Here is a 24691-nt window from a genome sequence, read left to right as displayed (position 1 = left end):
CGACTGAAAATCTTCTCGACTGAAGTTCTCAAAAAATGAAATCGCATTCTAAATTTTTTGTCAGTCTCGGAGAACCAGGGAGATGACGTCTTCGACATTGCGCTGCGCCTCGGCGAATCCGATCCGCCCACTGCTCCACAACGCCAGCGCAGTCACCATCGTGCCGCCAACAGCGAGGGAAGTAATTCGCGCGACCTCCGCCGGAACACCATCCATCAGTTCGAACATCACGGTCCGATGTGCAGCCGCACGTTGATCCAGCGTCTCGATCACGAATTCGTCTGCTGACGAATGAAGTTCGATCTCCAGACGGGCAAAGTTCGGTCGCCGTTGAAACGCCTTCATCTCACGGCGATGAAGGTGAAGTACACGCTCGCGGACATTGAGGTTGCACATCCGGGGGTCCTCCTGCACCACACGCCGTTCCACGTGAAGGCCACTCCACTCGACCATTGCCGCCGCGAGCAGTTGTTGCTTCTTCGGAAAGTAGCGGTACAGAGTTCCGAGAGCCACGCCCGATCGTTCGGATACGTCCTTCATCTGAATACGATCCGAAGGGATCTGCGTCAGCATGTCGATTACGGTGCACGTCAAGCGATGACGCCGCTCTAATTGACCGGCGTTCATGAGTTCCATGCTCATCGGGGGTTCATCGCTAGATGCAATCACGGAGTCACGGTAATTCACCTGGTTGCGGATCGGTGGCGATCCAGCGATATTCGCCGCGGCAATCTCGCCGTCCGATGCACTGTCGATTCGTGATGCTCACCGTTGGTTCGAGCCAATACCGGCGCGACGACGCGTCGCCTCGGCCACCGACGCCCAGAACTGCCGGACACAAGGGTTCCCCCTCACCGGGCAAGCGGTGCACCGACCCACAAACTAGTACATAAGTTAATTAACTGATGTACAAAGATCACCTTCCAGCCGCGATAGAGTGACGGCATGAAAGCCCAGGAGAGCACCGGCGAACTCAATTTTTGGTCGTTCATCGAGTTGGCGAACAAACGACTCGCTGACGAACACGGCTTTCGCCATCACCTGGCCACCGAGGTTCTACTGACTCTCAATCGCGCATCCAACGTGGTCACCTACGATCTCGAGTCGTCGATCCATCGGCCGCGCGGCTGGTCGTGGTCGTCCTTCCGCTTGCTGTTCGTAACCTGGCTGGCCGGACCGATCGAGCCGAAAGCCGCTGCTGAGCTCACCGGAATGAGCCGGGCCGCGGTCTCCAACCTGTCCAAGTCACTGGTCGCCGACGGCCTGATCGACCGACGCCCTACCGAGAACGACGGCCGATCCGTCCAGCTCTATCTGACCGACAAGGGCCGAGAAGCCATGGTCGAGGCGTTTCGAGAGCAGAACGAACGCGAACACGCCTGGGTCAGCGTCCTCAGCGAGGCTGAGCAGCGCATCCTTGTCATGCTCCTGGACAAACTGATCACCAATCGCAGCCAGTTCGACGTCCGCGGACGCAACTGACCTAGATCCGATCACGTTCAAGGGTTGCGCCTGTCACATCATTTTAGTTAATGTATTTACTATCTACTTGATGTGAGTCAGACGGAAACACCTCAGAAGGAGCCCAGTCATGGCGTTCTACCGACAACTCGGCAATATCCCACCGAAGCGTCACACGCAGCACCGTGACGAGACGGGCAACCTCTACTACGAAGAACTGATGGGCGAAGAGGGATTCTCCTCGGACTCGTCACTGCTCTACCACCGCGAGATTCCGTCGTCGATCGTGGACGCCACAGTCTGGGAACTGCGCGACCAGAGCACCACTCCCAATCACCCGCTCAAGCCGCGGCATCTGAAACTGCACACCTTGTTTCCCGAAAGCACCTGGGGACACACCGATGTCGTGACCGGTCGTCGGCTGATTCTCGGTAATGCCGACGTTCGACTCTCCTACGTCGTCGCAGCCGCCGCATCTCCCCTGTACCGCAATGCAATCGGCGACGAAATGGTCTACATCGAATCCGGTGAGGCCACCGTCGAAACCGTCTTCGGCGCACTCGAAGCACGTGAAGGCGACTACGTCCTCATTCCGATGTCCACCACCCATCGTTGGATCCCCAAGGGCGACAAGCCGTTGCGGGCATACGCGATCGAAGCCAACAGCCACATCGTTCCGCCCAAGCGGTACCTCTCACGATTCGGTCAACTTCTCGAGAATGCGCCGTTCTGCGAACGAGACCTTCACGGACCCACGGCGCCGATGATTGCCGAGGGCACCGACGTCGAGGTGCTGGTGAAGCACCGCACCTCGCACGGCATCGTCGGGACTCGAATGGTCTATCCCACGCATCCTTTCGACGTCGTCGGCTGGGACGGATGCCTGTACCCGTACACGTTCAACATCTCCGATTACGAGCCCATCACAGGCCGCGTTCACCAGCCGCCGCCGGCGCATCAGGCGTTCGAGGGCAACAACTTCGTGATCTGCAACTTCGTCCCCCGCAAGGTCGACTACCACCCGCTGTCGATCCCGGTTCCGTACTACCACTCCAACGTCGATTCCGACGAGATCATGTTCTACTGCGGTGGAGACTACGAGGCGCGCAAGGGATCCGGTATCGGTCAGGGTTCCATCTCGGTTCACCCGGGTGGCCACGCGCACGGCCCGCAGCCGGGTGCCTACGAACGCAGCATCGGGGCCGAGTTCTTCGACGAACTGGCCGTGATGGTCGATACGTTCAGACCGCTCGAGCTCGGTGAAGGCGCACTCGCGTGCGAAGACGACTCCTACGCCTGGAGCTGGGCCGGACGGGGGCCGCAGAAATGACGGTGATCTCGCCACTCCTACAAGGGCTCTGCGACGACGCCGCCCTGTTCCCGCCAGGCAATGCGCCTCTTGCCAAGGCGATTCCGGCCCACCATGCCTATCGTCGCGCTGACTACGCTGCACTTGTCGGGCCGTTCATCTTTCCGGCTCCGCGATTGGGCGAACTGGCTGCTCACCTGTCCGGTGACAGTTCCCTGTCATTGAGTCTCACGGTTCCGACGGGTCCGGCTGACACAGCGGCCGCGCTGGCGAGCGCCGTCGATCTCCCGGGGGTTCGTGTCATCGCCGTCGAGGTGGGAACACCCGCCGGGGTTACCGCTGACGAGGCCTTCGACGAACTCGCGCGCATTCGTTCCACGTATCCCGACATCGAAATTTTTGTGGAAGTTCCCCGTGACGGCCGGCGCGGTGACTACCTTGCTGCGCTGACAGCGGCCGGATACTCCGCGAAGTTTCGGACCGGAGGCATCGTCGCCGAAGCGTATCCGGATGAGGACGAGCTTGCCGACGCCATTATTTTTGTTGTTCGCGCAGGCATTCCGTTCAAGGCAACTGCCGGACTACACCATGCCGTGCGCAATACGGATCCCGAAACAGGATTCGAGCAACACGGCTTCCTCAACATCCTGACAGCTGTCACCGTCGCGGCCGCGGACGGCGATCGATCCGATGTTGTTGCAGCACTTGCCGAGCGTGATGGCTCCGCGATCGCGCGCGCCTTGAGCGGCATGACGGACAAGGCAGCTGCAGATGTTCGTCGACGGTTCCTCTCGTTCGGAACTTGCAGCATCACCGACCCCTTGACCGAACTCGAAAGCCTCGGACTGATCTCCGCCGGCCCGAAGACAGAAGGAACACTCGTATGACCACTACGACTATCGACATTCCCGCCGATTCCTTGTTCGGCATCAACAACCTTCCCTACGGAGTGTTCTCGCCGGCCGGCGGAGCGCCGCGTGTCGGTGTGCGAGTTGGCGAGGTGGTCATCGATCTGGCTGTAGCGCTGAATGATTCCGTCTTCGCGGAGCCGACCTTGAACGCCTTCATGGCTCAGGGCCGGGGACGCTGGGTGTCGGTACGTGAACAGATCACAGAACTCGTATCGGGTGAAATCCCCTCGGAAGCAGTATTTTCCGTCGACACCGTGACCCTGCATCTCCCCATCACCGTTGCCGACTACGTCGATTTCTACGCGTCGGAAAACCACGCCACCAACCTCGGTCGACTGTTCCGCCCGGATGCCGCTCCCCTGATGCCCAACTGGAAGCACCTCCCCGTCGGATACCACGGTCGCTCGAGCACCATCGTCGTCTCCGGTACCGACATCATCCGTCCGTGTGGTCAGCGCAAGACTCCCGATCAGGAGAACCCGGACTTCGGACCGTCCCGCCGGCTGGACATCGAAGCTGAGATGGGTTTCATCGTCGGAACTCCGTCGACAATGGGTGATCGCATCACTCCGGACGAGTTCTCCGAGCACGTCTTCGGCGCAGTTGTCGTCAACGACTGGTCTGCCCGTGACATTCAGGCATGGGAATACGTCCCCCTCGGCCCCAACCTCGGCAAAAGTTTCGCGACGTCGATCTCCCCGTGGGTCGTGCCGCTTCTCGCCCTCGAAGCAGCCCGGATCGATACTCCCGTCCAGGATCCGGAACCTCTGCCCTACCTGCGCGGTGACGAGAAGTGGGGCCTGGACATCGATTTGGCCGTCGAGTGGAACGGCCACGTAGTCTCACGGCCGCCGTACGCACAGATGTACTGGTCGCCGGCACAGATGCTTGCCCACACCACCGTCAACGGAGCCACCGCCAGCACCGGCGATCTCTTCGCTTCGGGAACGATTTCCGGCCCCGAGAAGAACCAGCGCGGTGCCTTCATCGAATTGACCTGGGGTGGCAAGGAACCCGTCGCCGTAGGCAGCGAGACGCGCACCTTCCTCGAAGACGGCGACACCATTTCCATCTCGGCGACCGCACCGGGCATCGGTGGATCGCGTATCGGGTTCGGCGAGGTTACGGCCGGCATCCTGCCCGCAAGGTTCTCAGCGTCTCACTGAGGCACCTGCAGGGCCTACATGCGAACACGGACCAACGCGATGAGGGCGTTGGTCCGTTTCGTCATGCCCAGATCAGAACGACTCGAAATCGTTGACATACAACGACATCAGCGCAACATGCTGCCGAGGTTGCGCGCCGCCGCGACGACCTCCGCACCCAAAGCGTCGCGGTCATCCGTGTCGAACACCGAGATTCCGAGGCTGGCGAGAGCGTCTCCGCGCCGACCGGGAATGACGGCCGAGATGCCGAGCACGGAGGGAATGAGCTCTCCGTCGGTCATTGCGTAGCCGCGAGCACGCGCCGCGGTAATCTCTTCACGCTCCCCTCCGACGGGTGGCAGCGAGGCAAGGATCGACAGGCCTGCCGATCCCCGATTAATCGGGTCGACCTGACCCGGGTGGAACGCCACATGGACTTTGGCGCTGCGTGGTTCGACAACCATCAGTGCGCGCACCTCACTCTCACTCTCGCGGACTACGAGGTGAGCGGTGGCCCCGGTAGCGTCGGCGAGCGCTTCGAGGATGGGGCGGGCCAATGTCCGCAGATCCTGCTCGACAGGCTCAGCCAGAGTGACCAGCCCGGCACCTAGCGTGACGCGCTTGAAGGAATCCTTGCGGCACAGGTGATGAGCCTCGAGCGTGCGAATCAGCCGGTGCGCCACAGTGCGGTGAACACCGATGCCGTCCGCGATGTCAGTGACCGAGAGACCATGCGGATACGACGTCAAGAGCTCCAGAACTGCAAGTCCGTGATGCAGCGTTTTTGACATGCTCGTGTCCACCTGAACTGCGCTTTTGCGCGGTCGATGCTCCTCGTTGAGTTCCGACATGGACTCCCCTTCTTGACGTATGTGAGGTGTGCCACCTACGCTTTGTTTATATCGCACACCACGTGCGATTATCGCACACAAACGAACGAGTTGCACATGTTTCGGCAAACGCATCGAATCGTGTCCGGAAAGAAGTTGTTCTGATGAGTGATCCCTGCTCCTTGGCGCCAGAGGTCATTACCTCGATTCACCAGCTCTACGGAATGCAGAGCCACCTCATCGATACCGGTCAGTCCGATTCCTGGGCAAAGACTTTTACAATCGACGGCGAGTTCCATTCACCCAGCTATCCGGAACCTGTCGTCGGATTCGCGGAGCTGACGGCCTTTGCCGACCGCTTCTGCTCAGGAGCATCAGCAGCGGGTGAAGTTCACCGCCACGTGCTGACCAACCTGGTGATCGAGGCGCACGAACCCGGCGTCGTCACCGTTCGGGGCTACTTGCAGATCGTGGCAACCGTCATCGGCGGCGAATCGCGACTGGTGCGGATGACGACGATCACCGACCGGGTGGTTCGAACCGGCGAAGGATGGCGAATCGCCCAGCGCATCGTCTCCCGCGACGACGCACCCCTCTCTTCGAACCACGCCTGAGCAACCAAAACTTTTTAGTACCTGACCATTTTCAGTAGGAGATACAATCATGACCGCAGTTGCTGACCAGTCCAATCCCGGCCGTACCGTCGCCACCCAACTGTTGGCGCTGTACCCGGAGTTGGCCGGCAAGGTCGCCGTCGTGACCGGTGCGGCGCAAGGAATGGGTGCGACGTTCACCGAAGGCTTGGCGACGCGCGGCATCAACGTAGTGGGCGCCGATATCAACGAAGAGCAGATGCTCGCCACCGCTGAAACCATCAATTCGGCACTGGCCTCGATGTCCTTGGCAGACAAGCCGGGCCGTGTAATCGGTGCCCGCGTCGACGTCACCAAGCCCGACGAGCATGAATTGCTCGCCCAGCTTGCCTTGAAGGAATTCGGCCAGGTGGACTTCTGGATCAACAATGCGGGCATCTTCCCGTTTGCACTCGCCGAGGAGATCACTCCCGAACAAATCGGCGCGACACTGAGCGTCAACGTCGAAGGCGTGCTGTACGGCGCTCAGGCTGCGGCCCGCCACATCAAGCCTGGCGGCGCCATCGTGAACATGTCTTCCGTGTCCGCTCTGCGCGTGCGTAAGGGCCGCGGGGCGTACTGCACTTCCAAGGCTGCTGTCGCCCACCTCACCGAATCGCTGGCAGTAGAGTTCGGCGACAAGGGAATTCGTGTCAATTCCATCGCTCCCGGCTACATCGACACCGCCATGACGAAGTGGGTGCAGGAAGACCCGATCGCACTCGCCAACGCACTCGATGCAGTGCCGCTGCACCGCCTGGGGTCACCCGAGGAGGTCTTCGGCCCGCTGCTGTTCCTGCTCTCGGACAGCTCGCGCTACGTCACCGGCCACAGCATCGCAGTCGACGGCGGGTCACGGCATGTCTGATCAAACGTCATACCCCGGAGTTGTTCTCGTCACCGGCGGCGCTGCCGGTATGGGTGCACATCATGCGCGCACCCTCGCAGCGCGTGGGTCGCACGTCTGTGTTGCCGATGTTGCCGATTCTTCGGAACTGATCGAAGAGATCACCGCCGCCGGCGGATCGGCTTCGGGGCACACTCTCGACGTCACCGATGCCGCAGCCTGGACGAGTCTGGTCGACGACATCCGCACCGCCCATGGCGAACTCGGCGGCCTGGTCAACAATGCCGGCATCTCGCGTCGACTCGAATTCATGGACACCCCGGACGAGATCTGGGAACTGACCATGAAGATCAACCTGTTCGGGCCGTTCTACGGAATGAAGGCCGTGGCGCCGTTGATGCGTGAAAGTGGTGGCGGTTCCATCGTCAACATCTCGTCCATCGCCGGTCAGATCGGTTACTTTTCACCCGCGTACTCCTCGAGCAAGTGGGGCCTCACCGGCCTGTCGAAGTCGGCTGCCGGCAACTTCGCCCAGTGGGGCATCCGCGTCAACTCGGTGCATCCGGGAATGGTCGGAACTGCCCTGCTCGGTACCACGAGCGACTTCATCGACGCGTCTCTGAAGTCAGTTCCCCTCGCGCGCATGGGAACTCTGAATGAAATTACCGAAGCCGTGCTCTTTCTGCTGTCGGACAAGTCGACGTACACCACCGGTACGGAAATGACGGTGGACGGCGGACTGGTCTCGAACGGCTTGTACCACCGCGTCATTGCGGAGACTGGAGAACTTTCATGAGTGACGACTGGGACGTCATTGTCATCGGAGGCGGTGGAGCCGGGCTGGCGGCTGCCGTATCGGCTGCCGAAGAAGGCGCGTCGGTGCTGCTGTTCGAGTCCGAAACCGAACTCGGCGGCTCCACCCAACTTTCTGCCGGAATTTTCACCGCAGCAGGCACGAGTGTGCAGGCCGGTCTCGGCATCGAAGACTCTGCGGAGAAGTTTTTCCAGCACTACATGGACCTCAACCAATGGCTGCTCGCACCCGGGTTGATCCGCGCCTTCTGCGAAAATGCCGGTCCGACACTGGAATGGCTCATCGAACTGGGCGTCGAAATCCCCACGTCGATCTCCGGCAATGCTCACCAACCTGGGCTTGCGCAAGCCGGCGTCGAAGATGTCTGGCGCGGCCACGTCCCGAAAGACCAAGGCTATGGTCTTGTTCAGACTCTGGACAAGGCGCGTCGTAAGCACGGTATCGAAGCAATCCTCGGCACACGGGTACAGAAGCTGATCAAGGAAGACGGTCGGGTTGTCGGTGTTGTTGCCGACGACATCGAAGTTCGCGCCGGAGCCGTCGTGGTAGCCACCGGTGGATTCGCACAGAACCCGGAACTTGTCGATCAGTACTTCCCCGTCGCTAACAAGGCGGGCGACGATTTGTTCGTCGTTGCAGCCGAAGGCAGTCGCGGAGACCACATTCGGTTCGCACATGAACTGGATATGCCCATCATCGGTGACGGCTGGGGCCTGATCATGCCCACCGTGTATTTCCAGCGGTTCCATCACTGGCAGTCCGGTTTCCCGCCGAAGTCGCGCATCTACGTCAACCAGAGCGGTCGCCGGTTCATGGACGAGGACGCATCGTATGCGGTCTCCACCGGAATCATCGATCAACAGGGCGGCTACGGCTGGATGATCTTCGATGAGAATGCTCGCGTCGGTCTTGCTCCCGGATACGCGGATTGGAACCCGGAGCGTGTCGAAGAGGAAGTTGCCGCCGGCAACACTCATCGCGCCGACACCGTCGAAGAACTTGCAACACTCATCGACGTCCCCGTCGCAACTCTTCAAGCGACGGTGAACAAGTGGAACGAACAACTACCGAACGGCCGTGACGACGACTACCTTCGTCATCGGACGCTGCGCAACAAGGGTGCTGTCGGCAATCCCGACAGCATCGGGACAGCACCGTTCTACGCGGCGAAAATCCTTCCCTCAGAGCTGGTCTGCACCCACGCCGGTATGGAAATCGACTCCACTGCGGCCGTACTCGGCCGCGAGGGAAACCCCGTCGAGGGTCTCTATGCAGCCGGTGAGGCCGGCGCCGGAATCCTCGGATTGCGATATGTAGGCGGAGGCAACGCCGTTGCCAACGCTCTGACCATGGGCCGCATCGCAGGACGTAATGCGGCGAAATTCACCCGGACCAGCGTTTCCGACGCAGCAGTCCATTCCTTTGCTCACGCCTGACGTCCATCGTCTGCGCAGCACCGAACCAAGTCAGTAGGGACCAAAATGTTAGAGAATGAGACCATGGCGCGAGCCGAGGACAGCGAGATCAGCGAAGTGACACCGCAGGGTCAGTCGACCACGAAGGTCATTCGCGCGGCTGTGGTCGGTACCGTCGTCGAGTACTACGACTTCGGTATCTACGGATACATGGCGACAACCATTGCGGCACTGTTCTTCGTGTCGCACGACCCGAACGCTGCGCTCCTCGGCACGTTCGCGGCATTTGCCGTCGCATTCTTCCTACGCGTTCCCGGTGGCATCTTCTTCGGCCACATCGGTGACAAGTACGGGCGAAAGAACGCCTTGTCGTGGACCATTCTGCTGATGGTGCTGGCCACCGCAGGCATGGGTCTACTGCCGACCTACGCCACGTTGGGTGTCTGGGCGACTTCGATTTTGGTGCTCGCTCGCTGCCTCCAAGGCTTTGCCGCGGGTGGAGAACTCGGTGGCGCCAACGCTTTCGTTTCCGAATCTGCACCGGCCCGCTGGCGCGCCACGCAAACCTCGATGGTCAATACCGGAACCTACCTGGGTTCGTTGGCAGCATCACTGATGGCATTGGGCCTGACCTCGGCCTTCACCCACGAGCAGATCCTCGAATGGGCCTGGCGAATTCCGTTCCTGCTCAGCCTCCTGATCGGTGGCATCGGTATCTGGATCCGTAGCCAGATGGAAGACACCCCGCAGTTCACCGAGCTCCAGGACAAGGGCGAGACGAAGAAGCTCCCCATCCGGGAACTGCTCAGCACCTCCGGCGGCAGCGTCGTCAAGATCATTCTGCTCGGCGCACTCATCACCGGCGGCTACTACATCGCATCCGTCTACGCGGCTACTTACCTCCAGACCACCGGCGGTCACTCCTCGCGAGTCGCATTCCTTTCGACTTCTCTTGCACTGGTACTCGGCGTCATTACGCTGCCCACCTCCGGATACCTGGCCGACAAGTACGGACGCCGTCCGGTGTTGTTCGCCGGTAGCGCCGCAGCAGTACTGCTCGGAATCCCGATGTTCATGATGATGGCCGGCGGAAGTGTCTGGCAGGCCGTGGTCGGGCAGTCCGTTCTGTTCATCTGTGTCTCCGTCGTGAACGGTGCGTCGTACGTGACCTACGTGGAAATGTTGAAAGCCTCTGTGCGATACAGCGGTCTGGCACTGGGCAACAATGTCACCAACATGTTCCTCGGCGGCACTGCACCTTTCATCGCGACGTACCTCATCACCCTGACCGGAAATTCGCTCGCCCCGGCCGGATACTTCGTATTCTGCGCCGTGATCACCTTCGTCACCGTGTTCTTCATCAAGGAAACCAAGGGCATCGCCCTGCAGGTCGACTGACCACACCGATTCCAGGACAGGAGATTTCACTGTGACCTTCGCCGACAAGCAAGCGATCACCGAAGTTCTGTACCGGTATGCCCGAGCGGTCGATCGAAAGGACTTCGACAGCGTCGGCCGCTGCTACTTCGACGACGCGATCGACAACCACGGTGGCTACATCGGAACCGTCGACGGGCTGATCGAAGATATGAAGATCCGCCACAAGACGATCGACTCGTCGATGCATGTCATTTCCAACATCTTGATCGACGTCAACGGCGATGTCGCGCAAGCGGAGTCATACTGCCTGTGCTACCTGCGCCAAGAACGCTCAGGCACGAACACCGCGCAGACACTTGCCACGATCAAATGTCGTTACGTCGACCGGTTCGAGCGACGACGCGGTGAATGGCGAATCGCCGATCGCATCGTGGTTTTCGACGAATCGCGTGAAGAGTTGGTCGAGAACGTGCTCCCGCAGAGCTGGGTCACATCACGGCGATCCTTCGAGGACCCGGTGTACACGCGGGTCCCCTGAGCACTCGCGGACGGTTTTTCACCACCCCCAACCGAGCGAACGTACCTTCCGTCGCATCTAAGGCGCCGAAAGGTACGTTCGCTCGGATTCTGTGTGCCTAACTAGCTGAACACCAACTCACCCTCGTCGACGCCGACAGTGATACTGCCGCCTTCTTCGAGGAGATCGTCGAGCAGCATGTCGGCGATCTTGTCGTCGACTACCCTCTGGATCGAACGACGCAACGGACGCGCCCCGAACTCCGGCTGATGACCATGTTCGGCGATCCAATCCACGGCGTCAGCCGTGAACTCGATCTCGATGCCCTTGGACTGCAGCCTCTTACGGCTGTCGTCGAGCAGCAAGTCCGTAATCCGGTGCAACTGCTCGGTATCGAGCTTGCGGAAGATCACGATCTCGTCGATCCGGTTCAGGAACTCCGGCCGCATCGACTCACGCAGTCGCGCCATCACACGATCACGCAATGGCTTTTCAGCCGATTCCGCGTCGCCGGTAATGAAGCCGAGCCCACCGGACTTGCTCGAGATGATGTCCGAGCCGAGGTTACTGGTCATGATCACTACGGCATTCTTGAAGTCCACCGTGCGACCCTGACCGTCGGTCAGACGGCCGTCGTCGAGCACCTGAAGCAAGGTGTTGAACACGTCCGGGTGCGCCTTCTCGATCTCGTCGAGCAGGATCACCGAGTACGGGTTACGACGCACTTGTTCCGTGAGCTGTCCGGCCTCGCCGTATCCGACGTATCCGGGAGGTGCACCGACCAACCTGCTGACCGTGTGCCTTTCGCCGAATTCACTCATGTCGAATCGCAGCATCTTGTTCTCGTCGCCGAAGAGTGTGGCAGCCAAAGCTTTTGCGAGCTCTGTCTTACCGACACCGGTCGGACCCAGGAACAAGAAGCTACCCACCGGACGATTCGGGTCACTCATGCCGGTGCGGCTACGACGCACTGCCCGCGCAATCGCGCGAACAGCGTCGTCCTGTCCGACGACACGACCGTGGAGTTCCTCTTCCAGACGGCGCAGGCGATCCTTCTCTGCCTGAGTCATCTGGCTGGCCGGGATACCCGTTGCGCGGGCGACAATTTCGGCGATCTGCTCGGCAGTCACGTCAGGTGTCTCTTCGGCCGGAGCCGCAGTTCCCGCCTTCTCGAGGCGCTGCGTCACGACGTTGATCTCGTCACGCACAGTGGAAGCCTTCTCGTACAACTCGTCGGCGACGGCTTTCTCCTTGTCGGATTCGAGCTGCTCGAGACGCTGCTGCAGTGCTGCGGTATCGACGGTCGCGGTCTTCAACCGCAATCGTGCGCCCGCCTGGTCGATGAGGTCAATTGCCTTGTCCGGCAGGAATCGATCGCCGATGTAGCGAGCGGACAGTTCAACCGCAGCGGTGATCGCCTCGTCGGTGTAGTGCACCTTGTGGTGATCCTCGTAGCGACTGCGCAAACCACTCAAGATCGCGATCGCGTCCTCGATCGACGGCTCCCCCACCTGAACAGGCTGGAAACGTCGCTCGAGTGCTGGGTCCTTCTCGATGTGCTTGCGGTATTCGTCGAGCGTGGTGGCCCCGACGATGTGGAGTTCACCGCGAGCGAGCTTGGGCTTGAGGATGTTTCCGGCATCCATCGCACCTTCGGCTCCGCCGCCGGCACCGGCGATGGTGTGCATCTCGTCGATGAAGACGATCAGTTCGTCTTTATGCTCCGTGATCTCGTCGATGACTTTGGTGAGTCGTTCTTCGAAATCACCGCGGTAGCGAGTACCCGAGACCATGTTGGAGAGCTCGAGTTGAACAATTCTCTTGCCCACCAAGGAATCCGGCACTTCGCCGTCGACGATGCGCTGAGCCAAGCCTTCGACGATCGCAGTCTTACCGACGCCCGCCTCGCCCACCAGAACAGGGTTGTTCTTGGTACGACGCGAGAGGATCTCGATAGTCTGCTCGATCTCATCAGCGCGGCCGATCACCGGATCGACACCACCGTTGCGTGCGCGGTCGGTGAGGTCCACGCCGAACTTGTCGAGCATCGGCGTAGTGGACTCCTCTTCTTCTGCAGGAACATCCGGGTTACGAACGGCATTCTGCAGCTTCTCCGGCGTAACGCCGGCAGAAGCGAGCAGACGACCGGGCGCGTGATCGAGATCGCCGGCGAGTGCAATGAAGAGGTGTTCCGGATCGATGTACGTCGATCCGAGGGCTCGGGCCAGTTGATGCGCCTCGAGTAAAGCAGTTTTGACGGCACTACTGAGCGCGGGTGCGGTGAATCCGACCTGCTCACGGCCTTGTGGGAGCCGCAAATCGACGGCGTCGACTACGGCTTTCGGGTCAGCCCCGGCGCGCTGCATTAGCGTGCGGACCGGGTCCTGCTCCGCCATGACGCGGAGAACGTGCAGTGCATCGAGATCCGAATCACCGCGAGCAGATGCTGTGCGTGCAGCTTCAGCCATGAGTTGCTGGGTGGCCCTGCTCATGAGCCGGGAAATATCGATACGACCGGGACCCTCCGGCCCGAAGAATGCTGGCATTCCGAAGCCTCCTTGCAGAAAGTTGAGCGTTACTCACTCAAGTAACATGCCCGAGGCGTAATCAATTCCCACGAGCTCGGACTACTTTCAGCAATGGAGGTCAGCCGGCTATTCCCTGCCTGTCACCATCGTCATTCGACGACGATCCGCGCCCCGACCGTGTGAACGACCTGCACGTCGGGATTCCACGGAATCAGCGCGTCGACGGATTTCTCGAGCTCGTCCAATGGCGGCAGTGTCTCAGGTCCGAGCACCGCTACGGTGGCGGTACTGCCCTGCCACGTGACACCGGTGACTTCTGCTCCGGGAGTGCCGTCGAGCCACTGTTCGGCTGCGGTCGCGATCTGCGTCGCCCACAACGACGACAGGGAATTGCCGACCATCGGAATTGCAACCACGATCAACAGGGCAGTCAGCAAGGCGTATGCCCGGCGGTGCGATGTCTTCGATATCCCGGCGTCGCGTGTGTACCCCGCGACGACGAATACGGCTGTCCCAGTGATGATCATGGCGACGACATTGGAGGCGAACAGTACGAACGCTCCCAGAGCCAGAGCCGGAGACCCGGATCCCAGACACACACCCACCACGGCCAAGGGAGGGACCAGCGAAATGGCGATGGCGACGCCGGGAAGTACGTCGCCGACGTCTTTACGCGCAACAGCGATAGCACCGACCAAACCGGTCGCCAAGGCGGCGGTCAAGTCCATCAACGTCGGCGAGGTGCGTCCGAGCACTTGCGAATTGGCCAGAACATTGGTCGGATTCGGCAGTATCTGCGCAAACACAATGCCCAATACGACGACGACGCAGATGCCACCAACGACGTACATCAGACTCCGACCGACCAACGCGCCGCGGCCGGTGGTTATGCCCAGGCCCACGCCGAGGATGGGCGTCGACAAGGGCGCGACGATCATCGCGCCGATCACGGTGGCGGTGGAATCGCTCACCACGCCGGCCACGGCGATCACCGCCGACAACGTCAGCATGACCCAGAACGCGGAACGTTTGGCCTCACTGTCCCCGACCGAAAGGTCGAGGCGTTCGTCGAGTTGCGCCAAAGTCCGTCGCTGCTCGTCGGGAATCACCCCACGCATCACGCCACCTCCGAAGAACTCCTCAAATCACCGGATACAGGATCGAAAACCTTTGCTGCATAATGCAGTTCAACTAGCACTGCCGAACGCCGGAGGAGTCGGGCGTACAGGATAAGCAGCAACGTCCATGATTACAGTGCCTTCGCACGGACCACTGTCGATCGTGGTGGTCCACGAGCCTGTCAGGGTGCCATCACTTTGCGGTGTGTAATACGCGAACGAGTGCGCCGGTGCCCATTCCTTCGGGACGCCCTCACCCATGTAGCAGTCCCATTGCCAGTCGTACGGATGAACCCAACGCGTCCCGTCCCACGTGTAGGTCGCGGGTTGCGGCAGGGTGTGATTGGCGGGCGGCGGCCCGCCGATCACGGTGGCAACGCAGGGACCGCCAGAACAATCCGTCTCGAACGTGTATGTGTCGGAGAAGTCAGGTTCCCACTGACTCGCCGCCAGACTCGTACCGTACTTCGACGCCGCAAAGCGTTTGAGTGAGTAGTCGCCGGACCAGGACGGCTGCGCCGCTCCCGCCGGCACAATTCCAGCGACCAACCCGACAGCCATGAGTGCAATCAGCAGTGCTTTTCTCATAAAAAAGTGAATCACGTGGGCCGCCCGGTATTCGAAAAATCGCTCAAATCGCCCAGACGGCCCACGTAACGGGCTCGCTCAGCCGCCGACGTACGCCGCGAGATGCTTTCCGGTGAGGGTGGAACCGTCGGCAACGAGGTCGGCGGGCGTTCCCTCGAAGACGATTTTTCCGCCGTCATGGCCGGCGCCGGGGCCTAGATCGATAATCCAGTCGGCGTGTGCCATGACTGCCTGATGATGCTCGATGACGATGACCGACTTACCGGAGTCGACAAGTTTGTCGAGCAGGCCGAGAAGCTGTTCGACGTCTGCAAGGTGGAGACCTGTCGTCGGCTCGTCAAGGACGTAGACGCCACCCTTCTCACCGAGGTGGGTAGCCAACTTGATTCGCTGCCGCTCGCCGCCGGACAGTGTCGTGAGCGGCTGGCCGATACGGAGGTAGCCCAGCCCGACGTCGACGAGTCGAACCAGAATTTTGTGGGCCGGCAACAGCTTTGCCTCGCCGGCGCCGAAGAACTCCTCAGCCTCGGCCACCGACATCGCGAGCACCTCGCTGATGTCCTTCCCACCGAACTTGTACTCCAGAACGTCGGCCTGGAATCGCTTGCCTTCGCACTCCTCGCAGATGGTCGCAACCCCGGCCATCATTGCCAAGTCACTGTAGATAACGCCGTTGCCGTTGCACGTCGGGCAGGCACCCTCGGAGTTGGCACTGAACAGCGCGGGCTTCACAGAGTTGGCCTTCGCGAATGCCTTACGAATCGGGTCGAGCAATCCGGTGTACGTCGCGGGGTTACTGCGCCGCGAGCCCCTGATCGCGCCCTGATCGATGGCAACCACACCATCGCGTTTCGACAGCGAACCGTGGATCAGCGAGCTCTTACCCGACCCTGCCACGCCGGTCACCACAACCAAAACACCAAGTGGCACATCGACATCGACGTTCTGCAAGTTGTGCGACGTGGCGCCGCGAATCTCCATCGCGCCGTTGGATTCACGCACACTTTCCTTGATCACAGCCCGGTCGTCGAAATGTCGGCCGGTGATGGTGTCACTGGCCCGCAACCCTTCGACACTCCCCTCGAAACAGACTGTGCCACCGCCACTACCGGCGCCGGGGCCAAGATCGACAATGTGGTCGGCGATCACAATCGTCTCCGGCTTGTGCTCGACGACGAGCACCGTGTTGCCCTTGTCTCGCAGGCGAAGCAACAGGTCGTTCATCCGTTGGATGTCGTGGGGATGCAGACCGGTAGTGGGCTCGTCGAAGACATAGGTGATGTCCGTGAGCGATGATCCGAGATGTCGAATCATCTTGGTACGCTGCGCTTCACCACCCGACAGCGTCCCGGAAGGCCGGTCCAGGCTCAGGTATCCCAACCCGATTTCGACAAAAGAATTGAGGGTGTCCGAAAGCGTCTCCAACAACGGAGCCACCGAGGGTTCCTTCACCCCAGCGACCCACACGGCGAGGTCACTGATCTGCATTGCACAGGCGTCGGCAATGCTGATGCCCTTGATCTTCGACGACCGGGCCGCCTCACTGAGACGGGTGCCGTCGCACTCCGGACAAGTGGCGAAGGTGATTGCCCGCTCCACGAACGCGCGGATATGCGGCTGCATCGCATCCACGTCCTTGGACAGGAACGACTTCTGGATCTGCGGAATCAGGCCCGTGTACGTCAGGTTGATTCCTTCGACCTTGATCTTGGTTGGCTCCTTGTAGAGGAGATCGTTCAGTTCCCTCTTGGTGTACTTCTTGATCGGCTTGTCGGGATCGAAGAAACCGCAGCCGCGGTAGATACGGCCGTACCAGCCGTCCATGCTGTAGCCGGGAATGGTGAGTGCGTTCTCGTTGAGCGACTTACTGTCGTCGTACAGCGCCGTCAGGTCGAAATCGCTGACCGAACCACGGCCCTCACATCGCGGACACATACCGCCGGTGATGCTGAAGCTCCGACGCTCCTTGGTCTCACGGCCGGCGCGCTCGATGGTGATCGCACCGGCGCCGGAGGCCGACGCGACATTGAAAGAGAACGCCTGAGACGAGCCGATGTGCGGCTTTCCGAGTCGGCTGAAAAGGATGCGAAGCATCGCGTTGGCATCGGTAGCGGTTCCGACCGTCGAACGGGGGTCGACGCCCATCCGCTGCTGGTCGACGATGATCGCGGTTGTCAGCCCGTCGAGAACATCGACGTCGGGCCGAGCCAACGTCGGCATGAAGCCCTGGACAAACGCGCTGTACGTCTCGTTGATCATCCGCTGCGACTCCGCAGCGATCGTGCTGAAGACCAGTGAACTCTTTCCCGAACCCGAAACGCCGGTGAACACTGTCAACCGTCGCTTCGGGATTTCGACACTGATGTCCTGGAGGTTGTTCACTCGCGCGCCCTGCACGCGGATGAGGTCGTGACTGTCGGCAAGATGCTGCGTGGTCGACGCGTCCACCTTCCCTCGCTTGGCTGTGCTCGTGGCAGTCCGCGCGGCAGTGCTCACTCTGGTCTCCATCTGTCAGTCGTGTCCGTCTATACAAATACTTAGCCGTGACGGCTGGATAGCTCAGCGCAATTCTCGGATGCAGTCACGATAGTTGCGATTCGGGCGTCGGCGCTTCTCGATTCCTGACCGGTCTTGTCACCTGTTTCGAGACGCACGACGGCAATCCCACCGTCGTTTGCGCAGCATCCCGTCGATAGACGCTGGGAGGAACTCCCACCAACTCGGTGAAACGACTACTGAAGGTACCGAGCGAGCTGCAACCGACCTCGAAACAGACCTCCGTGACGCTGAGGTCGCCGCGACGCAGCAACGCCATCGCGCGCTCGATGCGCCGCGTCATCAGATAGGCGTACGGAGGCTCTCCGTAGGCAAGACGGAATTGGCGGCTGAGGTGCCCGGCCGACATGTTCACGCCGCGCGCGAGCGCCTCGACATCCAGCGGCTTCGCGTACTCACGGTCGATCCGGTCACGAACGCGGCGCAGCAGCGCGAGATCGAGCAGTCGTTGTGCTTCGGCGGTTGTGCTGGTCACCTGATCGATCGTGCCACGTCTCAATCGCGTTGTGCACCCGAAGCCAATCGTTTCCAGAGCTTCTCGAGTGGCGTCGAAACCAGGAGCAACAGCAACGGGTAGTAAGTCGTGGCGGGAATCAGCACGCTGATCAGCAGCGCCACAACGAGGATCAACGTCGTGACTGTCGTCGCTGCAACGCTTGACGACGCATCGCCTTCACTCAGCTCCGGCTTCCGATCCAGGCCCCAAGCCATCACCGCGAGACATCCCGCGCTGACCGCCATCGTCCCGATATACAGCGCCCTCGTTGTCGTCTCCACGGATGCCGTAGCCACCAAAGCTGTGGGAAACGGCAGGAAGACGATTGTCAGCGCCCAGAGCGCCAAGCTCCGAACCACGGCTGCGTCGCCGTCGATCACGAAGCGAAGTAACCGATGCTGAGACCACCAAAACCGAAAGATGACCAGAAAACTGAGTCCGAAGGCATAGAACTGAGCCGCATGCTCCCGAAGTAGTTCCGCTGTCGTACCGTCGTGATCGCTGGTCAATTCGACCAGCGGAAGCACCAGCAGGGTGATCGCGATTGCCGCAATTGCATCGATGAAGGTGACGTACCGTTCGAAGTAACGTGTCCGTTCTGCAGTCTCTGCCATCGCGGAAGCATAAGCGCCACAAACGAAACCCGCAGGTCTCTGACTACTTCTCGACATTTACGACATTCGATAACGCCGTCACCAGATCCGCGGGTTCGTCGATGTACAAACTGACTCTGTCGACGGATCCACTGCGGCGATAGCGCGGAATCATCGACGGTAATCCAGCGGGAATCGGTTGTTTCAGAACAACATCGATGTTGGTACCGTCCAGGTTCGGCAGCACCAGTCGACCACCTTCCAACGCTGGTGCCGTATCGCCGTATCGGCGACTACAGCGGGCCGACGCAATGAGTGCGCGATCGATCGAGATGACAACCTTGCCCGATTGCCGCACCACAAAACGAGAATCGGTCACAAAGTGCGGGTGCACACGATGAACGGCGAGGTAGCCGAACAACGCGAGTAACGACCACACCGATACCACTGCGAGAATCGCACTGAGCCACATCCACGGAATCAGGAGATGCAGAACTGCAATTTCGACGACAGTGGCAATACCGAAAGCTACGGGGAGAACCAGTGATCCCCCACTGGCCCGAATGGGAATACCGCCGGACTCGACACCTTTGTCTCGTCCACGCAACCAGAACCACAACGACTGGTAGGCAAGGAGTTCCGTCCGAATCGGCCGCCAGAACGGGGAATCGCCGAGCACCTCGGATACCGAGGCGGTAGCTCCCAGTCCACGACGGCGGCACTCCACATACGCTCTCACGAACCCGAGGAGGACAAACAACGCCAACGGCGCTTCGACAGCGAGAAAGAGCAGTACCGCCTGCCCTGCCGTGAGAATGCCAGTCACGACGAATGCCCCGTTGATAAGGAAGACCAGAGCGGTTACTAATTGCATTCTTCGATGAAAAGCTTTGGTGCTCAGAGGTTTCATTTACGATCTCCCGTCACAGTCATTCTCGCGAGAAGAGCGCGTTGAACTCGCAGCACCTCCTCGCGTTGCGCCGGATCGGGAATGACATCTTCGAGCAAGACGGGCATCTGTGATCCGAAGCCGGCAGTATCAGCCTTCAGGTTTGAAACCGCCTGTTCATCGAATTGGTCGAGAAGTCTCCGCGAAAGTCCTTCGATTTCCTCCTCGACCAAATCCAATTCGCACCCTTCCAGATTCGACCAATCGGACAGGAGCGCAAGATAAATCGGTCGCGCCTTGTCGTCCGCAATTGCCGACGTGTAGGACAGCAGAAATTCCTCGGGAAGGTTGCCGGTCATTGCCAGCACTTCCAGGAGGTCTCGTTCACGTTCGAGCGCAACATGAACCGCGGTTGACTGGGCAGTGTCGATTGCATGTGTGAGAGCACGCGCAACCTCTGCGGGCAACGCGGAAATGGGTCGGCCGTTCTCCGCATCGGCGAGCATCGCAGTGAGCCCGCCGTGGCGCCGCGCCAACTTCGCCTGTTCAGCTTCCACCGACCCGATCAATGCACGCAGGTCGGCAACGGTATCGCTCATACCTTCGTCCAACTCATCGGCGGAAAACAGTGCCGCTATCGAGCCCAGCGGCACCCCGCGCTCAGCCAGCCACCGGATTCGAACCAGACGTACGACGTCGTCCATCGTGTACTCGCGGTACCCGTTCGCACGTCGATCCGCTTCTCGCAGTAGCCCGAGTCGGTGGTAGTGCCGCACGGTTCTCGGTGTGGTCTGTGCAGCATCGGCAAGCTGACCTATACGCATGCCCACAGTCTGAACCATGACGCTGCGTCAAGGTCAAGAATGACAGTGAACAGAGCTGTGCCCCAGCGAAGATAGTCGCTGGGGCACAGTCGTTCCTTACATCGAACTAGGCGGTGATACCGAGTTCACGCAGACGCTCCTTGTACAGCTCGATGTTTCCGAGCTTGACGTCCTCGTAGCCGCGAACCATGTCGGGCAGCCCTGCGATTTCCACTGCGCGGGCGTACCCGTCGGCAGCAAGTGTGCTGGACAGGTCACCGATCAGGCACTCGTACTGAGCCAGCAGTTCACGCTCGATCTTGCGGACATGCATGTAGCCGAAGGGATCGAGCTTGGTGCCGCGAAGCTTCTTGCCCTTTGCCAGAACTTTCAGTGCCACATGCGACTTGGGTCCGAGGCCGATCTTCTTCTTGCGTCCCATCACCTTGAGAATCGGCGGGTGGAGCTTGTAGGTCAGGTTCTCCCCGGCCGGAACCTGCGACTTGACGTCCTCGATGAAGGCGGGGTCAACCAGCATCCGAGCAACTTCGTACTCGTCCTTGTAGGCAGTGAACTTGAACAGACCGCGGGCGACCGCTTCACTGAAGTCGGTTCGCTCGGTTGCAGCGCGCTCAGCAGTCCAGACGGCTTGAACTTGGTCGATGTAACGCTTCGCAACCTTGACGGACTGGAACTCGATCAACTGTGCTGCACGCAGTTCCACCAATCGAAGTGTTTCTCCCGTGAGGCTTGTTCCGGCGAATACATGTGCCGGTACGACAACCGGTGCCCGAACGGACTTGGCCGGCGTGATGACGGCTTCGAATGCAGCGGGGTCGGCGATTGCGACGCGGCCCCAGCGGAACGCTGCGATATTCGACTCCACCGCAACACCATTGATTCCGATTGCTTCTTCGATCGACTCGGCTGGCAGACGGAGTCCACCGCTCTGGTAGGCCGCGCCGATCAACAAGAAGTTGGCAGCAGCGGTGTTACCGAACAACTCCTGCGCCGCGGCCAATGCGTCGAAGGAGCGCAGGGTCCGCGATACCTTGTCCAGGCGAGCCAGAAGAGATGTCTCTTCGGGGTAGCGAACAGCCTTGTCGTACACCATGTCGCCGGTGGGAGTCTGCGACGTCGACGCGATGGAGATGGTCGATTCGTGGTTTCCGTATTCGAGGTTCTTGTTGTCCGTCGCGGTCAGTAGATCGAACGCAACGATGCAGTTGGCACTGCCGGGAGTAAGTCGGTTGGACGGTTCGAGTGCTCCCTCACTGAAACGTAGGTGGGAGACAACGGGTCCGGCCTTCTGACTCAGTCCGATCTGGTCCAAACTTTCAACCTCGAGTCCGGCGCGCAGTGCCGCCGTTGCCAATACCTGGTTGACGGTCACGATGCCCGTGCCGCCGATACCCGCGAGAAACACGTTCTGCGTAGCCGTGAGTGGACCGAACTCCGGGTCGAGGACAACCGGCGGCTGCGGGCGAACTACCTTGGGCGCCTTCTTGCCCGGAACCAACTCCACGGTCACGAAGGACGGGCAATCGCCGTCGAGGCACGTGTAGTCGGTGTTGCAGGATGTCTGATCGATCTTCGTCTTGCGGCCGAATTCCGTGTCCACCGGCTGAACCGACAGGCAGTTGGACTTGACGCCGCAGTCGCCACAGCCTTCACACACTGCTTCGTTGATGACAACACGGGTGTTGCGCGTCGGCAGAGTGCCGCGCTTACGCTGACGACGCGCGTCGGCTGCACAGTGCTGGTCGTAGATCAGAACCGTGACGCCCTTGATCTCGCGGAGTTCCTTCTGCGCCTCGTCGAGACGATCACGATGCCAGAGCTTGGTGCCCTTGGCCAAAGCCCGTTTGCTGTGCCGCGCGGGATCGTCGGCGCAGATGATGATCGCTTTGACACCTTCGGTGGTCAACTTGTGGCTGAGCTGTGCAACGGAGAGCGCACCTTCCGCATCCTGCGCGCCGGTCATTGCCACTACCTCGTTGTAGAGCAACTTGTAGGTGATGTTCACACCGGCAGCAATGCACGCCTGGACCGCCAACTGGCCCGAGTGGAAGAAGGTTCCGTCGCCGACATTCTGAAACAGGTGCGGTACGTCGGTGAAAGGGGCCTGACCGATCCACTGACTACCCTCGCCGCCCATCTGGGTCAGCCCGGTGACTGCACTGTCCTCACGTCCGGACATCGTGACCAAGGTATGGCAACCGATTCCGCCACCGCCGATGGAACCCTCGGGGATCGCGGTGGATCGGTTATGGGGGCACCCGCTGCAGAAGTACGCGGTTCGCTTGGCGGAGAGGACATTCAGCGACAAGGGAGCGGGAAGGGTGCGCTTGAGTTCGACGTGCGGCTTCAGCACCCGGCGCAGCGGGGCCAGTAGCCGGCCGGCGGTAAGTTCGCCGCTGGCAGGCATGAGAAGGCGACCTTGACCATCGCGCTTGCCGATAATCCGGGGAGCGTCGTCGACGCCGTACAGGATTTCGCGGATCTGCGCCTCGATGAACGCAGTTTTGTCTTCGACCACGATGATCTGTTCGAGTCCGGCGGCGAACTCGCGCACCGTGTCTCCGACGACCGGGTACGGCATGCCGATACGGAACAAACGAATTCCGGCGCGGTGCAAAGCTTCATCGTCGACGCCCAGGTCTGCGAGAGCCTGACGCACGGAATCGAATGTGGTTCCGGTGGCCGCGATACCGATCTTTGCACCGGAGGGATCAACCTCGATGACGTCGAGATTGTTGGCGGCGCCGTACGCGTGAACCAGATCCCAACGCGGGCCGTACAAATCGGCTTCGGCAATCACACTGTCCGGCGGGGCTGCCATCTGCCGCTGCTTGTACACAAACGGCTTACCCTCGAACTGAACCTCGGGGACCACGATGTCGAAGTCCGCGATGCTGCCGTCCACCGTCCAGGCTCCGTCTGCGACGTCCGCGACAATCTTCAGTGCCACAACACAACCCGAGACACGGGAGAGCGCAACTGCATGCATGCCCATCGTGATGATCTCTTCGGCATTGCGGGGGAACAGAACCGGCACTCCCATTGCGGCGAGAGAGCGTTCACTCACTGCGGGAACCGTCGACGACTTGGATGCCGGGTCGTCACCGACCAGCAGCACCACTCCCCCTTTGGGGTTGACGCCGTACATGTTTGCGTGGCGGATGGCGTCGGTCGCGCGGTCGACGCCGGGCCCCTTGCCGTACCAAATTCCTGTGACACCGTCGTGTGTTGCTGTGCCCACTGGCAGATCGGTCTGGCTTCCCCAGACCGCAGTGGCAGCGAGTTCCTCGTTGAATCCGGGAACAAACGTGATGTCGTGTTCCGCCAGGACCTTGGGCATTCCGTGAAGCATCTTGTCGACGCCACCCAACGGGCTGCCTTGATATCCGGAGACGAAGGTAGCGATGCGCTTACCCGCACGGATGTCGCGGACGTGCTGTTCGACGAACCCGCGTGCAATTGCCTGAACACCGGTGAGCAACACCGGGCCCGATCCCGACCGGTACCGATCATCGAGGTCGTAGGGCTTGGTCTGGGCTACGCCCGACACCAGTTCAGTCATCGTGACCACCGTTCCCATCTGAAGCGCACCTGAACACACCCCATATTTCGATCTGTTCAGATGATCGTTATCCAGGTATGAAAAAGCGTCAACACTAGGGACTGGAACTATTCATTTCGCTCATTTGTGAGCTGGATCACGTTGCTTAGTTCATCGAAACTGCCAGTTGGAGACGCATTCGTGGCCACAACAGAAATCAGTCCCGAATTCGGCTTGACCTTGACGCAACGTCAACTTACATACTGAACTCAGGAATCAGGGCAAGAAAGGAAGGCA

At 60.5% G+C, this 24691-nt stretch carries 21 protein-coding genes; 10 read left to right on the top strand and 11 right to left on the bottom strand.

What is annotated here, in order from left to right; genetic code table 11:
• Nucleotides 1–60 precede the first annotated feature (60 nt).
• Nucleotides 61–642 carry a TetR/AcrR family transcriptional regulator gene (locus tag BDB13_RS08905; protein WP_094271317.1) on the bottom strand — a complete coding sequence of 194 codons (582 nt, stop codon included), beginning with the start codon at nt 640–642 and terminating at the stop codon, nt 61–63.
• A gap of 303 nt (nt 643–945) precedes the next feature.
• Here BDB13_RS08905 and BDB13_RS08900 point away from each other — a divergent pair, with 303 nt between their 5' ends.
• The 4 genes from BDB13_RS08900 to fahA all read left to right on the top strand — a co-directional run bounded on the left by BDB13_RS08900 (nt 946) and on the right by fahA (nt 4847).
• A complete protein-coding gene (locus BDB13_RS08900; protein WP_094271316.1) occupies nt 946–1482 on the top strand; it encodes a MarR family winged helix-turn-helix transcriptional regulator in 537 nt (178 codons plus the stop codon).
• Nucleotides 1483–1591: 109 nt separating this feature from the next.
• The gene (locus tag BDB13_RS08895) at nt 1592–2791 is read left to right on the top strand and encodes a homogentisate 1,2-dioxygenase (RefSeq protein WP_094271315.1); all 1200 of its coding nucleotides are present in this window, start codon (nt 1592–1594) and stop codon (nt 2789–2791) included.
• Nucleotides 2788–3657: a hypothetical protein gene (locus tag BDB13_RS08890; RefSeq protein ID WP_094271314.1), complete on the top strand. Its 870-nt coding sequence runs from the start codon at nt 2788–2790 to the stop codon at nt 3655–3657. Before BDB13_RS08895 ends, BDB13_RS08890 begins: the two co-directional genes overlap by 4 nt.
• Complete coding sequence (gene fahA / locus BDB13_RS08885) at nt 3654–4847, top strand: fumarylacetoacetase (RefSeq protein WP_094271313.1); 1194 nt, start codon at nt 3654–3656, stop codon at nt 4845–4847. The genes BDB13_RS08890 and fahA overlap by 4 nt, the downstream gene beginning before the upstream one ends.
• A 107-nt stretch (nt 4848–4954) precedes the next feature.
• Here fahA and BDB13_RS08880 read toward each other — a convergent pair whose 3' ends face one another.
• Entirely contained in the window at nt 4955–5677 is a 723-nt protein-coding gene (locus BDB13_RS08880; RefSeq protein WP_094271312.1) for an IclR family transcriptional regulator, read from the bottom strand.
• A 143-nt stretch (nt 5678–5820) separates the two neighbouring features.
• On the opposite strand from BDB13_RS08880, the gene BDB13_RS08875 reads away from it, so the two are divergent.
• The 6 genes from BDB13_RS08875 (at nt 5821) to BDB13_RS08850 (ending at nt 11282) form a co-directional block, all read left to right on the top strand.
• Nucleotides 5821–6270 (top strand): nuclear transport factor 2 family protein, encoded by a 450-nt coding sequence (locus BDB13_RS08875; RefSeq protein WP_094271311.1) that lies wholly within the window; start codon nt 5821–5823, stop codon nt 6268–6270.
• A 49-nt stretch (nt 6271–6319) separates the two neighbouring features.
• Nucleotides 6320–7156, top strand: coding sequence for an SDR family NAD(P)-dependent oxidoreductase (locus BDB13_RS08870; RefSeq protein ID WP_094271310.1), 837 nt, complete (start codon nt 6320–6322; stop codon nt 7154–7156).
• The gene (locus BDB13_RS08865) at nt 7149–7931 is read left to right on the top strand and encodes an SDR family NAD(P)-dependent oxidoreductase (protein ID WP_094271309.1); all 783 of its coding nucleotides are present in this window, start codon (nt 7149–7151) and stop codon (nt 7929–7931) included. Before BDB13_RS08870 ends, BDB13_RS08865 begins: the two co-directional genes overlap by 8 nt.
• On the top strand, nt 7928–9385 hold the full coding sequence (locus tag BDB13_RS08860; RefSeq protein WP_094271308.1) for an FAD-dependent oxidoreductase: 1458 nt from the start codon (nt 7928–7930) through the stop codon (nt 9383–9385). Before BDB13_RS08865 ends, BDB13_RS08860 begins: the two co-directional genes overlap by 4 nt.
• Before the next feature lie 63 nt (nt 9386–9448).
• Nucleotides 9449–10762, top strand: a complete 1314-nt coding sequence (locus BDB13_RS08855; protein ID WP_094274789.1) for an MFS transporter — start codon at nt 9449–9451, stop codon at nt 10760–10762.
• A gap of 31 nt (nt 10763–10793) precedes the next feature.
• Nucleotides 10794–11282, top strand: a complete 489-nt coding sequence (locus BDB13_RS08850) for a nuclear transport factor 2 family protein (protein ID WP_094271307.1) — start codon at nt 10794–10796, stop codon at nt 11280–11282.
• A gap of 101 nt (nt 11283–11383) precedes the next feature.
• On the opposite strand, the gene BDB13_RS08845 is transcribed toward BDB13_RS08850, so the two are convergent.
• The 9 genes from BDB13_RS08845 to BDB13_RS08805 all read right to left on the bottom strand — a co-directional run bounded on the left by BDB13_RS08845 (nt 11384) and on the right by BDB13_RS08805 (nt 24415).
• Nucleotides 11384–13807 (bottom strand): ATP-dependent Clp protease ATP-binding subunit, encoded by a 2424-nt coding sequence (locus BDB13_RS08845; protein ID WP_094271306.1) that lies wholly within the window; start codon nt 13805–13807, stop codon nt 11384–11386.
• Between the two features lie 131 nt (nt 13808–13938).
• Nucleotides 13939–14907, bottom strand: coding sequence for a TIGR00341 family protein (locus BDB13_RS08840; protein ID WP_094271305.1), 969 nt, complete (start codon nt 14905–14907; stop codon nt 13939–13941).
• A gap of 69 nt (nt 14908–14976) precedes the next feature.
• Nucleotides 14977–15495 (bottom strand): hypothetical protein, encoded by a 519-nt coding sequence (locus BDB13_RS08835; protein WP_094271304.1) that lies wholly within the window; start codon nt 15493–15495, stop codon nt 14977–14979.
• A 78-nt stretch (nt 15496–15573) separates the two neighbouring features.
• Entirely contained in the window at nt 15574–17991 is a 2418-nt protein-coding gene (locus BDB13_RS08830) for an ATP-binding cassette domain-containing protein (protein WP_441347184.1), read from the bottom strand.
• Between the two features lie 85 nt (nt 17992–18076).
• Nucleotides 18077–18526, bottom strand: a complete 450-nt coding sequence (locus BDB13_RS08825) for a helix-turn-helix transcriptional regulator (protein WP_094271303.1) — start codon at nt 18524–18526, stop codon at nt 18077–18079.
• Nucleotides 18527–18546: 20 nt separating this feature from the next.
• Nucleotides 18547–19161 (bottom strand): TMEM175 family protein, encoded by a 615-nt coding sequence (locus BDB13_RS08820; RefSeq protein ID WP_094271302.1) that lies wholly within the window; start codon nt 19159–19161, stop codon nt 18547–18549.
• Between the two features lie 43 nt (nt 19162–19204).
• Nucleotides 19205–20050, bottom strand: a complete 846-nt coding sequence (locus BDB13_RS08815; RefSeq protein ID WP_254922762.1) for a hypothetical protein — start codon at nt 20048–20050, stop codon at nt 19205–19207.
• The gene (locus BDB13_RS08810; RefSeq protein ID WP_254922761.1) at nt 20047–20853 is read right to left on the bottom strand and encodes a MerR family transcriptional regulator; all 807 of its coding nucleotides are present in this window, start codon (nt 20851–20853) and stop codon (nt 20047–20049) included. The genes BDB13_RS08815 and BDB13_RS08810 overlap by 4 nt, the downstream gene beginning before the upstream one ends.
• A gap of 106 nt (nt 20854–20959) precedes the next feature.
• Nucleotides 20960–24415, bottom strand: coding sequence for an indolepyruvate ferredoxin oxidoreductase family protein (locus BDB13_RS08805; protein WP_094274787.1), 3456 nt, complete (start codon nt 24413–24415; stop codon nt 20960–20962).
• Nucleotides 24416–24691: the final 276 nt, after the last annotated feature.

It is taken from the genome of Rhodococcus sp. OK302 (assembly GCF_002245895.1).
In the GTDB taxonomy this organism is placed as follows: domain Bacteria; phylum Actinomycetota; class Actinomycetes; order Mycobacteriales; family Mycobacteriaceae; genus Rhodococcus_F.
This window is presented reverse-complemented; position numbering and strand designations above follow the sequence as displayed.